The sequence below is a fragment of the Xanthomonas sp. DAR 35659 genome (assembly GCF_041242975.1).
Taxonomy (GTDB): domain Bacteria; phylum Pseudomonadota; class Gammaproteobacteria; order Xanthomonadales; family Xanthomonadaceae; genus Xanthomonas_A; species Xanthomonas_A medicagonis.
The window spans coordinates 361,733-375,737 of record NZ_CP162488.1; the positions used below are offsets into that span (position 1 = coordinate 361,733).

At 68.6% G+C, this 14,005-nt stretch carries 8 protein-coding genes and 1 pseudogene; 6 read left to right on the forward strand and 3 right to left on the reverse strand.

The window, feature by feature from the left end; translation table 11 throughout:
* Nucleotides 1–178: 178 nt before the first annotated feature.
* The 3 genes from AB3X07_RS01605 to AB3X07_RS01615 all read right to left on the reverse strand — a co-directional run bounded on the left by AB3X07_RS01605 (nucleotide 179) and on the right by AB3X07_RS01615 (nucleotide 5,010).
* Nucleotides 179–3,211, reverse strand: coding sequence for a TonB-dependent receptor domain-containing protein (locus AB3X07_RS01605; RefSeq protein WP_369942156.1), 3,033 nt, complete (start codon nucleotides 3,209–3,211; stop codon nucleotides 179–181).
* A gap of 175 nt (nucleotides 3,212–3,386) precedes the next feature.
* Complete coding sequence (locus tag AB3X07_RS01610) at nucleotides 3,387–4,457, reverse strand: FecR family protein (protein ID WP_369942158.1); 1,071 nt, start codon at nucleotides 4,455–4,457, stop codon at nucleotides 3,387–3,389.
* Nucleotides 4,438–5,010: an RNA polymerase sigma factor gene (locus AB3X07_RS01615; RefSeq protein ID WP_369942160.1), complete on the reverse strand. Its 573-nt coding sequence runs from the start codon at nucleotides 5,008–5,010 to the stop codon at nucleotides 4,438–4,440. Before AB3X07_RS01615 ends, AB3X07_RS01610 begins: the two co-directional genes overlap by 20 nt.
* A gap of 815 nt (nucleotides 5,011–5,825) precedes the next feature.
* On the opposite strand from AB3X07_RS01615, the pseudogene AB3X07_RS01620 reads away from it, so the two are divergent.
* From AB3X07_RS01620 to lepB, 6 genes and pseudogenes are all read left to right on the forward strand, one after another.
* A pseudogene (locus AB3X07_RS01620) lies at nucleotides 5,826–6,347 on the forward strand (cyanophycinase); the annotation flags it as partial.
* 261 nt (nucleotides 6,348–6,608) lie between these two features.
* Nucleotides 6,609–7,574, forward strand: coding sequence for an isoaspartyl peptidase/L-asparaginase family protein (locus AB3X07_RS01625; protein ID WP_369944618.1), 966 nt, complete (start codon nucleotides 6,609–6,611; stop codon nucleotides 7,572–7,574).
* Between the two features lie 242 nt (nucleotides 7,575–7,816).
* A complete protein-coding gene (gene dcp / locus AB3X07_RS01630) occupies nucleotides 7,817–9,973 on the forward strand; it encodes a peptidyl-dipeptidase Dcp (RefSeq protein ID WP_369942162.1) in 2,157 nt (718 codons plus the stop codon).
* Between the two features lie 758 nt (nucleotides 9,974–10,731).
* Nucleotides 10,732–11,439, forward strand: coding sequence for a hypothetical protein (locus AB3X07_RS01635; RefSeq protein WP_369942164.1), 708 nt, complete (start codon nucleotides 10,732–10,734; stop codon nucleotides 11,437–11,439).
* Nucleotides 11,432–12,838 (forward strand): XVIPCD domain-containing protein, encoded by a 1,407-nt coding sequence (locus tag AB3X07_RS01640; protein WP_369942166.1) that lies wholly within the window; start codon nucleotides 11,432–11,434, stop codon nucleotides 12,836–12,838. The genes AB3X07_RS01635 and AB3X07_RS01640 overlap by 8 nt, the downstream gene beginning before the upstream one ends.
* Nucleotides 12,839–13,366: 528 nt before the next feature.
* Nucleotides 13,367–13,996 (forward strand): signal peptidase I, encoded by a 630-nt coding sequence (gene lepB, locus AB3X07_RS01645; RefSeq protein WP_369942168.1) that lies wholly within the window; start codon nucleotides 13,367–13,369, stop codon nucleotides 13,994–13,996.
* Nucleotides 13,997–14,005: the final 9 nt, after the last annotated feature.

Sequence of the window (14,005 nt, forward strand, 5' to 3'; positions counted from 1 at the left end):
GCCGCTCCTACAGGGGCGCGCGGGCATGTGGGCAAGATGGTGTGGGAGCGACGTCAGTCGCGACGGGCTTTACCGGTAGAGCCCCGTCGCGACTGACGTCGCTCCCACACGTTTCTCTTCGATCTGGAACAGGCCAAACGCGCGCCGCGACCGATGCCTGCACCGATCGCCGCGCGCGCTACAACGCGCTACCGCCGAACTTGTGCGTGTACTGCAGATACAGGCTGCGGCCCACGGTGTCGAACCAGGACACGTCGTAGTACGGATAGCCGGTATAGCTGCGGTCCCGCGGCGGCATCTTGTCGAACAGGTTGGTCGCCGCCAGCGACAGCTGCGCGTGGTCGCTGAAGCGGTACTGCACCGAGGCGTTGTAGCGGTAGGTGGCGCCGATCCATGGGCTGTCGCCGCTGTCCGGATCGAAGCTCTGGTCGTAGGAATCGGAGCTGGGCAGGCGCCCCAGCCGCTCGCCATGCAGCGTCGCCGACCAGGCGTTGCGTTCCCACGACACGCTGGCGCTGGCCTTGGTACGCGGGATGTCGTAGCCGCTGTTGACCGCGAACTCGTCCACCATCGCCTCGCCGGCATACACCTGGATGTCGTGGCGGCGCACCCAGGTGTAGCTACCGCCGAAGCGGAAGGTGCCGATGCCGGTGTCCAGCCGGTAATGCGCGCTCAGGTCGATACCGCTGGTGCTCTCGCGGGCGATGTTGATCGGGTTGACCAGCACCCCGTACAGGTCGCCGTCGGCACTGCGGGTGACCCGCGCCAGCGCCTGCTGGCAGGTGGTCGAGGCCGCGTCCAGTTCGCCCAGCCGGCAGGCGGATTCGTCGCGCAGCACCTGGTCCACGCGCAGGTCCTGCACCTGGTCGCGCATGTCGATGTCGAAGTAGTCCACCGACAGGTCCAGTTCCGGCAGCGGCGACCACACGAAGCCGGCGGTCCACGAGGTGCTGGTTTCCGGATCCAGTTTGCGGTTGCCGCTGCGGCCGCGGATGATCGCTTCCTCGTTGTAGCTGCAGTCGGCGATCGCCACGCCCGGTTCTTCGGTGGCGCAACGGTAGTAGTCCACGCCGGCGGTCTCGTCGTTGCCGGGGCCGGCGTAGACGTAGTGCAGGTCCGGCGCGCGGAAGGCGGTGCCGTAGGAGCCGCGCAGCAGCAGCGTGTCCAGCGGCCGCCATTCCAGCCCGCCGCTGTAGGTGAACTTGCCCAGGCTGCGGCCGGAGAAGCGGTACTGGTCGTAGCGCCCGGCCAGGCTCAGCGACACGGTGGACAGCACCGGCAGGCGCAGTTCGCTGGCCAGCGCCCAGCGGTTGCGGCTGCCGTGGCCGTCGGAGTCCTTCCAACTGTAGTAGTAGTACTGCGTGGCCAGCGGATCCGGGCGCAGGTCGTAGCCCTGGTTGCCGAATTCGGCGGTGGCCGACAGGCCCGCGTCGCCGCCGGGCAGGGCGAACAGGCTGGTGTTGGTCACGGTGAACGCGGCGGTGTCGGTGCGCGAGCGCGGCTGGTACACCGTGCGCTGGGCGATGCTGTCGTACTCGGCGCGGCTCAGCGGCGTGTACAGGCGTTGCGGGTCGGCGTTGAAGATCGGCAGCCCGGAATCCTCGTCCACGCCCAGCTGCGGGCCGAGGAACAGCGCGTTGGCGCGGTCGGCGACGATCTGCGGCCAGCTGATCGTGGCCTGGTACTGCGAATGGCTGAGGCTGGCCTCGTAGTCCCAGTCGCCGCCCAGCTTGCCCTTGAAGCCGGTGGTCAGGCTGAAGGTCTTCTGCCGGGTACGGATGGTGCCGGCATTGAGGCCGCCCATTTCCTCCGGGCTGAACTGGCGTCCCCAGGCCTCGATCTGGTCGGTGGCCTGGTTGTAGAAATAGCCTTCCTCGTTGCCGTCCGGCGCCATGTAGCCCCATTGGGTGACGTCGCGGAACAGCGACAGCTCGTGGTAGCCCACCTGCAGGTCGGCGAACCATTGCGTGCCGCCGTCGAAGGCGTAGTTCAGCGAGGCGACGGCGTTGATGCCGCGGCGCTTGTTGAGGATGGTGCCGTAGCCGATGGAGGCGGCGCTGCCGCAGAACTCGCCATAGCCGGGACGCGAGGCATAGCCGGTGCTGCCGCGGTTGAGGCCGGAGACCGCGGCGCAGGTGTCGGCGCCCGGGTCCAGGTAGTTGTCGTCGTAGTCGGTGCGCAGGAAGGTGCGGCGCGGCACCTGCGCGCGCGGCGTCGGCCCGTCCAGGGTGCTGTCCTGGCGGCTGCGTTCGTAGGCCCACAACGGATTCTGCGCCACCACCTCGGCGCCGAACACGGCATTGAACGCACCGCGCGAGACGCCGCTGCTGATGCTGAGGTTGAAGCTCTCGCCGCCGCCGCTGACGTCGCCGAAGCGGTAGTCCACGGTGGTGCCGTCGGCCTGCTGCTTGAGGATGAAGTTGACCACGCCGGAGATCGCGTCCGAGCCGTAGATCGCCGAGGCGCTGCCGGTCAGGATCTCGATGCGGTCGATCATGCCCAGCGGGATGTTGGAGATGTCGGTGAAGTTGCTGCGACCCTTGAACGGCATCGGGAAGTCGGCGATGCGGCGGCCGTTGACCAGCACCAGGGTGTGGTTGGGGCCGAGCCCGCGCAGGTCCACCTGCTGCGCGCCGGGCGAGAAGTCGGCGCCGCTGGCCGACTGCGGGCTCTGCGTCTCGCCGCCGTTCTGGGTCATCGCGCGCAGCACGTCCGGCACCGAGGTGAAGCCGTTGGCCTTGATCTGCTCGGCGCTGATCACGCTGATCGGCGCCGGGCCTTCCACCTGCGCGCGCGGAATGCGCGAGCCGGTGACCTGCAGGGTCTGCAGTTCGGCGACCGGGGTGGCCGGCGCGGCGGCGGGCCGTACCTCGTTGACCGGCTGCGCGCGCGGCGTCGCTGGTGCCTGGCGTTGCACCAACCAGGCGCCGGACGCGTCGCGCTGGGCGACGAAGCCGCTGCCCTGCAGCACGCGCTGCAGCGCCTGCGCGGTGTCCAGCCGGCCCTGCGCGCCGGCGCTGCGCGCGCCGTCGAGCTGGTCGGCGCGGTAGATCAGCTGCGCGCCGGACTGCCGCGCCAGCGCCTCCAGCGCCGCGCGCAGCGGGCCGGCGGGAACGTTCACCTGGCTGGCGGTGGCCTGGCCGTCGGCGGCGGGTTGCGCCTGCGCGGCGCAGGCGGTCGCACAGGCCATGCTCAGCAGCAGGACACGCATCGGATGTCGCATCGGTTGTTCTCCCCTAGCACAGGCGCAGGGCACGCCCCCGCTAGTCAGGACGAACGACGCGCGCAAATCCCCCCTCGCCGTGTCCGGACCGGAACGAGGTCGATCATCGAAGAGCGGAGGCCGAGGGATGCAGAGGGCGTCGGCAAGGAGCGTCGCGCATGGCTCAGCGGCTGTGCAGCAGTACCCGGTCGCCGCGGCGCTCGGCGCGGATCGGGAAGCCCTGCTCGAGCAGGCGCACGAACGCCTCGGCGTTGGACCAGCGGAAATTGCCGCCCACGCGCAGCGCGCCGGCCTGCGCATCGGCCACCTGCAGCTTGACCGTGTTGTAGCGGTTGAACTCGGCCACCGCCGCCTGCAGCGGGGTGTCGTCGAAGGTCAGGTAGCCGCTGCGCCAGTCCAGCAGGCGTTCGGCCTCGGCCACGGCCACGCGCCGCACCAGCACCCCGTGCGGGCCGGCCAGGGCGACGCTGCCGGCCGGCAGCAGGGTCGGCGGCGCCTGCGGATGCGTCGCCGATTCCAGCCGCACCGTGCCTTCGGTGACCACCACGCGCAGCGCCTCGGCATCGCGGCGCACCGCGAAACGGGTGCCGACCGCGACCACCCGGCGCGCGCCGTCGGCGACCACGAACGGCCGCGCCGGATCCTTGCTGACCTCGAAGAACGCCTCGCCGCGCTGCAGGTCGATCCGCCGCTGCGTGCGCGACAGCGCCACCGCGATGCGGCTGTCGCTGCTCAACGTGGCGCGCGAGCCATCGGCCAGCGCCAGCGGGCGCAGGCTGCCGGTGGCGCTGGCGTAGGCGACCGGCGCCACCGCGAGGGTGTGGCGCCAGCCCAGGCCCAGCACGCCGCCGAGCAACAGCAGCGCGGCCAGCGCCGCGGGCCAGCGGCGGCGCGCGCGTGCCGGCGGCCGCGGCGCGAAGCGCAGCCGGGCCGGATCGAGCGCCGCCTCGGGGCCGTCGCTGTCCGCCATGCTGGCGCGCGCCTCGCCGTCGGCACCGGCCAACCCGCGCCAACTGCCGCGCGCCGGAATCCGGCCGTCGCGCTGGCCGGCGCCCAGCGCCTGCAGCCGCGCGCTTTCCTGCCAGGCCGCCTGCAGCCGCAGGAAGGCCACCCGGTGCGCGGTGGCCGCGCCCAGCCAGGCGTCCAGCCGCGCCTGCTGCCGCGGCGACCAGTCGCCGCGGTCGCGGCGCGCCAGCCAGGCCGCCGCGCGCAGTTCAATCCGCCTGCTGTCCATCCTGCGCTCGTGCCTGCCGCGGCGCCGCGGACGCCTGCGCGCCGTCGTCGCCATGAAAATGATCGGCCAGCAGGCGCATGCCCTTGGCCACGTGCTTTTCCACGGTCTTCTCGCTGATGCCCAGGCGCATGGCCACCTCCCGTTGCGACAGTTCCTCCACCCGCCGCAGCCAGATCACGCGGCGGCAACGGTCGGGCAGGCGGTCGAAGGCGGCCGCCAGCCGTCCCAGGACCTGCCGCCCGCCGCACCAGCGTTCCGGCGACAGCTCGTCTACCAGGACGTGCATCGACTCCAAATCACCCACTGCCTCGATCGACACCACCCGGCTGCGGCGCAGCCGGTCGGTCATCAGGTGCCGCGCGGTGGCGAACAGGAACGACTTGGGCTGGCTCGGCCGCGCCTTGCCGGCGGCCTCGTAGACCCGCACGTAGATCTCCTGGCGCAGGTCGTGCCATTCGTCGCGATGCGGCCAGCAGCGCCGCAGGTAGCCGCTCAACGCCTGCTCGTGGACGAGGATCTCGTGGACGAACCAATCGTCGAGGGAAGCGGACATGCATCCCACATTAGCCGATCGCCCGCCGGAGTGGCAGCGCCCGCGCGCGGCGACCGCCGCCTCTCGTGGGAGCGACTTCAGTCGCGACGCGGCCCCCCCCAGGCCGCCGACAGTGCGAGCCCAGTGCAGGAGTCTGGACACGCGTCGGCTGCACTCCGACGCCAATTGCAGCGCTCTGCCGCAAAAGCAAACCGTCGGGGATCTGCGATGGCGCCGATGCCGCGACTGCATGCGTGCCCTGGCATCGCGGCGATGGCGTTGCGCCGGGCGAAACTCCGCAGCGTTGGCCTGCGCGGTCCCTGCAGGCAGTCGTGGATCGCGACGCAGGCGGTCCGCAGGTGCTGCCATGGCCGCAGCGAACGCCGCCGGGGCGACCAGGGCTTCCGCGGCATCGCGAGGCGGACCCGGCGTGCGCGTGCGCGAGTGCCGCCGATCGGACTAGCCTTTGTGGCCGATCTTCAGGCGTCATGCTCTGGAGGGCAGCGGTTCCCGCCGTGGCTCGCCCCGACCACGCCGCGTCGGCGTGGCTGCCGCGCGGAGGGAAACCGCGCCGCCGTTCGTCCCCTTTTGTGCAACCGGCCGCCAGGCTCGGTTCCCGTCCGCCCTTCGAGGAGATCCGCATGACCCGTTTCGTCGGCACGTTCCGGCCCTGGATGGTGGCGCTGCTGGGCCTGTGCCTGGCCGTGCCCGCCGCCGCGCGCGACTACCGCCAGTACATGATCGGCGACCCGGCCGCGCCCACGCCCGGCCCGGTCGCGCCGGGGCTGCTGCTGATGGGCGGCGGCGACCGCAACTACGACGCGCTGCGCTGGTTCATGGCCAAGGCCGGCCACGGCCACGTGGTGGTGCTGCGCGCCTCGCAGGCCAACGAAGTGGCCGAGGAGTTCTACCGCGACGTCGGCGGCGTGGCCTCGGTGGAGACCTTCGTGTTCAGCGGCCGCGGCGCCTCCAGCGACCCGGCGTTGTTGCGCAGCCTGGCCCGCGCCGACGGCATCTTCATCGCCGGCGGCGACCAGTCGCGCTACGTGCGCTACTGGAAGGGCACGCCGGTGGCGGCGGCGCTGGACGCGCACGTGCGCGCCGGCAAGCCGCTGGGCGGCACCAGCGCCGGCCTGGCGATGCTGGGCGAGTACCTGTACGGATCGATGGACGGCGGCAGCATCACCAGCCCGGCGGCGTTGGCCGATCCGCTGGGGCCGGCCACCACCATCGAGACCGACTTCCTGCATCTGGACCTGCTCAAGCGGGTCGTCACCGACACCCACTTCAAGGAGCGCGACCGGCTCGGCCGCCTGTTCGCGTTCCGCGCCAAGGCGGCGACGCTGGCGCCGAAGGGCGCGCCGCTGATCGGCCTGGGCGTGGACGAGAGCGCGGCGTTGGCGGTGGAGGGCGACGGCACCGCCCGCGTCTACGCCACCGACCCGCATGCCGGCGCCACCGTGGTCGCCGGTCCGCTGCAGCCCACGCCGCCGGGGCAGCCGCTGCAGGCCGCGCGCATCGAGACGGTCGGCGTCGGCCCCGGCTCGACCTTGCACCTGCCCGACGGCCGCGTCGACGCGCCGGTGTTCCACCGCTACTACGCGGTGCGCGATGGGCAGATGCGCGAGATTCCCGCCACCACCCTGGTGATCCATGGCGGCGCCGGCGTCGAGCGCGCCAGCAGCAGCGCCGCCGACCTGGCCGAGGCGCGCGCGGCGATGGAAACCGCGCTGCGCACCGGACAGGCGCTGCTGGCGCAGGGCAAGCCGGCCACGGACGCGGTCGCCGCGGCGATCGCGGTGCTGGAGGATTCGCCGCAGTTCAACGCCGGCAAGGGCGCGGTGTTCACCCACGACGGCCGCAACGAACTGGACGCGGCGATCATGGACGGCGCCAGCGGCAAGGCCGGCGCGGTGGCTGGCGTGCACCGGGTGAAGAACCCGATCCGGCTGGCGCGCGCGGTGATGGACCAGTCCGAGCATGTGATGCTGGTCGGCGACGGCGCCGAGGTGTTCGCGCGCCAGCATGGCGTGACCCTGGTCGATCCGTCGTACTTCCGCACCGAGAAGCGCTGGAAGCAGCTGCAGCAGGCGCTGAAGGAAGAGGCCGGCAAGCAGGCGCATGCGGACCTGGAGACCGCCAAGCACTTCGGCACGGTTGGCGCGCTGGCGCTGGACCTGCAGGGCAACCTGGCGGCCGGCACCTCCACCGGCGGCATGACCAACAAACGCTACGGCCGCGTCGGCGACTCGCCGATCATCGGCGCCGGCACCTACGCCGACAGCCGCTGCGCGGTCTCCGGCACCGGCTGGGGCGAGTACTACATCCGCGCGGTGGCGGCCTACGACATCTGCGCGCGGGTCAAGTACGCCGGGCAGAGCCTGGCGCAGGCGGCCGAGACGGTGATCGACCAGCAGATCCCCAAGGCCGGCGGCGACGGCGGCGCGATCGCGCTGGCCGCCGACGGCAGCGTCGCCTTCCCGTTCAACACCGAAGGCATGTACCGCGGCTGGATCGGCGCCGACGGCGTGCCGCACGTGGCGATCTTCAAGGACGAGGCGCTGCCGCTGCCCGGGGCGCCGTAACTGGCGCGGGCACGTTCCTGTCGCGGCTGAAGCCGCTCCTACACGGGCGCCGGGTGCCCTGTAGGAGCGGCTTCAGCCGCGACAGCATCCGTCCGCAAAGCGCCCGCCCCGGCCGCCACGACGCGCGGCGCCATGTCCGTGCCGTACCCACCCCAGATCCAATGGCACATGCCTGCCCGGCGCAAACCGGGTAGCGTGCGCGGCTGCCCCGCCACCATGTCCTTCGTCAGGAGTTCCACCCCATGTCGCGTACTGTCGTTCTGGCCGCCGCCATCAGCTTGGCGCTGGCCGCCTGTTCCGGTAAGGAGTCCACCCCCGTGCCCGCCGCCCCCGCCGCCTCGCAGAGCCCCGCTCACGCCGCCGCCAACCCGCTGCTGAGCGCCAGCACGCTGCCGTTCCAGGCGCCGCCGTTCGACAAGATCAAGGACGCCGACTACCTGCCCGCGTTCGAAGAAGGCATGAAGCAGCACCTGGCCGAGATCCGCAAGATCGCCGACAACGCCGAGCCGGCCACCTTCGCCAACACCATCGAGGCGATGGAGCGCAGCGGCGAAACCCTGAACCGGGTCCAGCGCATCTTCTTCGGCCTGGTCCAGGCCGATACCAACGACGAGCGGCAGAAGATTCAGGAAACGGTGGCGCCGAAGCTGGCCGCGCACCAGGACGAGATCAGCCTGGATCCCAAGCTGTTCGCGCGGATCAAGACCATCTACGACCAGCGCGACACGCTGAACCTGGAGCCGGAGCAGAAGCGCCTGGTCGAGCGCGACTACGAAGAGTTCGTGCGCGCCGGCGCGCAGCTGTCCGACGCCGACAAGGCGACGCTGCGCAAGCTCAACGTCGAGGAAACCACGCTGGCCACCCAGTTCCACACCAAGCTGGTCGCGGCCACCGCCGCCGGCGCGGTGGTGGTGGACGACAAGGCCAAGCTCGACGGCCTGTCCGAGGGCGACGTCGCCTCGGCCGCGCAGGACGCGGCGGCGCGCAAGCTCGACGGCAAGTACCTGCTCGCGTTGCAGAACACCACCCAGCAGCCGGTGCTGGCCTCGCTGAAGGACCGCGACCTGCGCACCCAGGTGATGGCGGCCTCGCAGTCGCGCGCCGAGAAGGGCGACGCCAACGACACCCGCCAGACCATCCAGCGCCTGGCCCAGCTGCGCGCGCAGAAGGCCAAGCTGCTCGGCTTCGACAGCTATGCCGCTTACAGCCTGGGCGACCAGATGGCCAAGACCCCGGACGCGGCGCTGAAGCTGCTCACCGACACCGTGCCGGCCGCCACCGCCAAGGCGCGCGCCGAGGCGGCCGAGATGCAGAAGGTGATCGATGCCCAGAAGGGCGGCTTCAAGCTCGCTTCGTCGGATTGGGACTTCTACGCCGAGCAGGTGCGCAAGGCCAAGTACGACCTGGACGAGTCGCAGATCAAGCCGTACTTCGAACTGGACAACGTGCTCAAGAACGGCGTGTTCTACGCCGCCACCGAGCTGTACGGCATCACCTTCAAGGAACGCACCGACATTCCGACCTACAACCCGGACATGAAGGTGTACGAGGTGTTCGACCAGGACGGCACCTCGATGGCGCTGTTCTACACCGACTACTACAAGCGCGACAGCAAGTCGGGCGGCGCGTGGATGGACGTGTTCGTCGAACAGGACGGCCTGACCGGCGCCAAACCGGTGGTCTACAACGTCTGCAACTTCACCAAACCCGCGCCCGGCCAGCCGGCGCTGCTCAGCTTCGACGACGTTACCACCATGTTCCACGAGTTCGGCCATGCGCTGCACGGCATGTTCTCCAAGGTGAAGTACCCCTCGATCGCCGGCACCGCCACCTCGCGCGACTTCGTCGAGTTCCCGTCGCAGTTCAACGAGCACTGGGCCTCGGATCCCAAGGTGTTCGCGCACTACGCCAAGCATTACCAGACCGGCGCGCCGATGCCGGCCGAGCTGGTGGAGAAGATCAAGAAGGCGCGCACCTTCAACCAGGGCTATGCGACCACCGAGTACCTGTCGGCGGCGCTGCTCGACCTGGCCTGGCACACCCTGCCGGCCGATGCGCCGCTGCAAGACGTGGACAAGTTCGAGGCCGACGCGCTGAAGAAGTTCAAGGTGGACGTGGCCGAAGTGCCGCCGCGCTACCGCACCACCTACTTCGACCACATCTGGGGCGGCGGCTACTCGGCCGGCTACTACGCCTACTTCTGGGCGGAAGTGCTCGACGACGACGCCTTCGAATGGTTCAAGGAGAACGGCGGCCTGTCGCGCAAGAACGGCGACACCTTCCGCGCCAAGATCCTCTCGCGCGGCAACACCGTCGACCTGGCCACCCTGTACCGCGATTTCCGCGGCAAGGATCCCAGCGTCGAACCGCTGCTGGAAAATCGTGGGCTGAAGAACTGAGCTCACTTCGCTGCAGGCGGTGATTGAGAACGGGATGGCCATGCGGCCATCCCTTTTTTTGTTGAAAGCATCTGGCATCCGGTCGTGCTTCTGAGCTTCCTGCACGTCAGTGAATGGCGCTCCTGTGCGCCCTCTGGCGGCCATGATTTTTGAGCTGCCTACAGGGCAACGAATAGCCGCGCGTAGTTGGCATGCAAGCGATGCAGTTCCTGAGCTGCCTACACGGCATTGAACGCGCAGTGTCCGGTCGCAGATTAGGGGTGCGGTTTCTTAGCTGCCTACACGGCAGTGAACTTGGCGGGCGGGGGGTGTGATCTGGCTCCGGTTTTCCGAGGTGCGCTCCCGCTGGCTATGCAACTGTCCGTTGCTCAGCAAGCGGTCGAGTGCTTTGGGCGGAGCGGCGATGCATTCAGCGTGTGCCACGCCCGCACCACATCGGTCAAGGTCAAGCGGCGTCCGGCAATGAGCGCTTGCACCGAACGCAGCAACACCGCCTCACGCAGCGCATGTAGGCGGCCAAGTGATTCGGACAGACACTTCTGCAATACTCCGCTGGCGCGCTTGGTCGTCAGTCCTTTTTGGTTTCGCCACCTCGAAGACTGTGCCATGCGCGCGCTCACTTCCGGCCTGAAACCACGTAAGGCGCTGACCTCGCGATGTAAGACGCGGGGATACCCCGGACTCTGACCCCCAATTGTTAGAACTGAAACGAAAGCCGGTAGGTTGGTGGCGGACATTCAGCCACAAGGAGGCCCAGCTTGCGCTTGCTGATTCGCAGTGTGTTTTCTCTGGCGGTATCGTTGGGCTTGCTTGCCTGTGCGCAGACCCCAGCGGATGCCAAACGCCCTCAGGAGAAGAGCATGGACGAACGCCCAGCCAGTGCTGCAGAGCTGCGCGCCGAGCAGGACAAGGCTGCGGCGAGTGCGGATCGCGCAGCCGATGAGGCTAGTGCGGTGGCTAATCCAGTCATTGGCGCTACGGGTGCCTTTGCCCCTTTGCCGCAAGGTCCTGAGTTAACGCCGAGCGCCTTGCTCCAAGTCGTTCTTCAGGTGGCGAGGTCCCTACAGTCCCAGCCCGATATGACGCCGGAAAACGTCGCCAAGATCATGAGGATGGAACTCCAGCCAGATACCGAGGGCCGGCGGATCGGCGCTCAAGGGCCGCTCGGGTCAGGTCGGTACGAGATCGCTGTTTGGAAGCCCTACGCCCGCCACCCTGGACATACCATCGAGATCAGGGTTCGCCCGTCGGAGGCTTGCGTGCTCGCATTCAAGCCACTGCACGACCAGTTGATTGCAGCGGGGTTCGGTGTCAGCAAGAGCGCTCCGAGCTTCAAGCCCGAGGTCTACTTCGATCGAGCGGTCGCCGGCAATCTAGGCTTGTATGTCATCGCTCGCACGGACCAGCGCGAGGAGCCCCGCTGCGTCTCCCTGTTGACTCTGGAAATGGAGCCGCGCGATGGCTGACCAGCGCGATATCGACAGGCTACTGAATGGTCTGGAAAAGCAGCCGGGACTTCCGCCAGGAGCGGTTAGCGACGTCCGGGAGGCGATTGCTACTTCTCCCTACCTCACTTCGGTCATGACCCAGGCCATCGACTTGGGGACGTTGCGCCGACTGGAAGTGTCCAACGAACCTAACGAAAGCGGGCATTACGACGCCAAAACAGGCACTGTCAGCATTAATACAGCGATTTTCGAGCCGACATATCGCCAGCGCCGGTTGGACATGATCGCGGGGACGGTGGGGCATGAAACCGGGCACGCCTTGATGGCGCCCTCGGCCGAACGCGCGTTGCACGCATTCGCCTTCAAGCTCGACTCTGCGCTCAAAGAGGCAGCGCAATACGGGGATCCGGTCGTCGAGGCAACGCCTATGTCGAGGGAATACATGGCGTCTGGAAGGCAGAACGAGGCCTTGGCCGAGTTAATAAGCATGAATGCCGTGGTCAGCCGCGTCACCACGACAACCGGAGAGGTCAACCGGAGTGAGCTGCTACGCCGCTTGGAGCCTACAACGGCATGTGTAAAGGATGGCGAGCTTGCGCCGGGCATACACCTGGATCCCCGTGGTCTGCAGCGGGTCGAGAACGGGATCAGCAGTCCCGCCATCGAAGCGGTCGCCATCTGCCATTTCGATAAAAGCGACAGAAGCCTTGGAGCGCAGGGTACGTCCAATTATTCGGGCTACTACGCAGCCTATACGGTCAGTGCCGGCGCACAGATATGGCGCGAGCGCGCTGCTTCCGCGGCCCACACCATGCCACAGCTGGGTTACGACTTGGCGGAACTCGGCGTTGACAAGCCGCAACTGGAGGCGGCCGGGCTCGACCTGGGGGGCGAGAACAAGACGTTCGGTTTCGTGGATGCATCCCACGGTCGCCAGGAACAAGTCGAAGTGCGTCAACTCGGGCGGCCCCGCCAAAGACCGGAGATAGCGCCCGCGGTTCCTTCGCCGGCTTCACCTGTTTTGGCGGACCAGTCCGAACATGCTGACCACGGCACCTATCGGCGGATTCATGAGTGGGTGCGGGGGACAGGGAACTGGAACGACGAAGAGAGCCGCAACGTGACCGCTGCACTTTATAAGCAGCAGGCTGAGGATCCTTTGGTAAAACGGGTAGACCGGATCACCGGCGCGCTGGGCAAGGACGGGACTGAGAGCGTGTTGGCGATGTATGCGCCGTTTGGCGACAAGTTGCCATTCTTCCATGCCCGTGTGGATGGACGGGAAGCGGCGCAACAGCCGGCCGAGCAGAGTCTTGTCCAGGCCGAGCAGATCAAGGTGGAGCAGGTCCGCCAGCAGCAGGTGGAGATGAGGCAACAGCAGACTGCGCAGCAGGTGGGCCCAAGCCGGCCTCTGTGATAGCCGCTTGTCAGCGTGGTTGCGGCGCGGGAAAGTGCACTCTGACCCTGATGCATCGACCCTGATGCATCCCTGGAAAATCGTGGGCTGAAGAACTGAGCGCACTTCGCTGCAGGCGGTGATTGAGAACGGGATGGCCATGGCCGTCCCGTTTTTCGTTGCGGCGGAGGTCAAGCAGTCCGTGCTGCGCAGAAGATCCTAGCGCTCCGACAGATCGGTCGCCACGTGCGGTGCGCGCGTCATGCGTCCAGCCACCTACCGACAATCTCCAGGCTCCAGCCTCCAAGCGGCTCCGCGGGCGAACGATGGTCTGGGGGCGAGGCGAAACACAGGCGGATGCCGGCTGGATGCACTGTGGGAGGGGCTTCAGCCCCCGACAGCCGCCCTAGTCAACGGTGCGTCCGTGTCCGCGGACTGATGGCCAATCGCCACCCATGCCTTCCGTCACTGGCGAGCCACGCGACCATGCGCGCACTGTCGTGCTGGCATCGCCACGATGCATTCCTGCCCGACTTCCCCAGGTGCCGCATGACCTCGATCGCTCCGCAAGACTCCCGCCTGCAACGCGCCGTGCGCTGGACGCGCAAGGAACTGCTGCCGATCGCGGTGATGCTGTTGCTGCTCACCGCCGCACGGTCCTCGTTCGCCAATCACTACGTGGTCCCGAGCGGCTCGATGCAGCCGACCCTGCAGCCTGGCGACCGCGTTGCGGTCGACATGAGCGCCTACGGCCTGCGCGTGCCGTTCACCGATTGGCGCGTGCTCGAGCGCGGCCACCCGCAGCGCGGCGATGTGGCGGTGTTCGACTCGCCACGCGACGGCACCCGCCTGATCAAGCGCGTGGTGGCGGTGGCCGGCGACCGCGTGGACATGCGCGATGGCCACCTGTGGATCAACGGCCAGCCGTTGCAGATCGGCCACGAGGGCGACAAGGAGCTGTTCGGCGACCGCATCGCGCAGCTGGACCTGGACGACGGCGGCGGCCCGGATCTGTACGACGTGCGCGTGCCGCCCGGCAAGCTGCTGGCGGTCGGCGACCATCGCGGCGATAGCCTGGACGGCCGCTTTTTCGGCTTCGTCGATGCCGACAGCGTCTACGGCAAGGCGCTGGCGGTGTACTACCGCCGTGGCGAAGGCCTGGAGTGGACGCGGTTGTGACCCGCGGCG

Bases quoted from the DNA above. Each gene is read 5' to 3' on its own strand.
- AB3X07_RS01605 (WP_369942156.1), bottom strand. From the start codon at position 3,211: ATGCGTGTCCTGCTGCTGAGCATGGCCTGTGCGACCGCCTGCGCCGCG.
- AB3X07_RS01610 (WP_369942158.1), bottom strand. From the start codon at position 4,457: ATGGACAGCAGGCGGATTGAACTGCGCGCGGCGGCCTGGCTGGCGCGC.
- AB3X07_RS01615 (WP_369942160.1), bottom strand. From the start codon at position 5,010: ATGTCCGCTTCCCTCGACGATTGGTTCGTCCACGAGATCCTCGTCCAC.
- AB3X07_RS01625 (WP_369944618.1), top strand. From the start codon at position 6,609: ATGCGCGAGATTCCCGCCACCACCCTGGTGATCCATGGCGGCGCCGGC.
- dcp (WP_369942162.1), top strand. From the start codon at position 7,817: ATGTCGCGTACTGTCGTTCTGGCCGCCGCCATCAGCTTGGCGCTGGCC.
- AB3X07_RS01640 (WP_369942166.1), top strand. From the start codon at position 11,432: ATGGCTGACCAGCGCGATATCGACAGGCTACTGAATGGTCTGGAAAAG.
- lepB (WP_369942168.1), top strand. From the start codon at position 13,367: ATGACCTCGATCGCTCCGCAAGACTCCCGCCTGCAACGCGCCGTGCGC.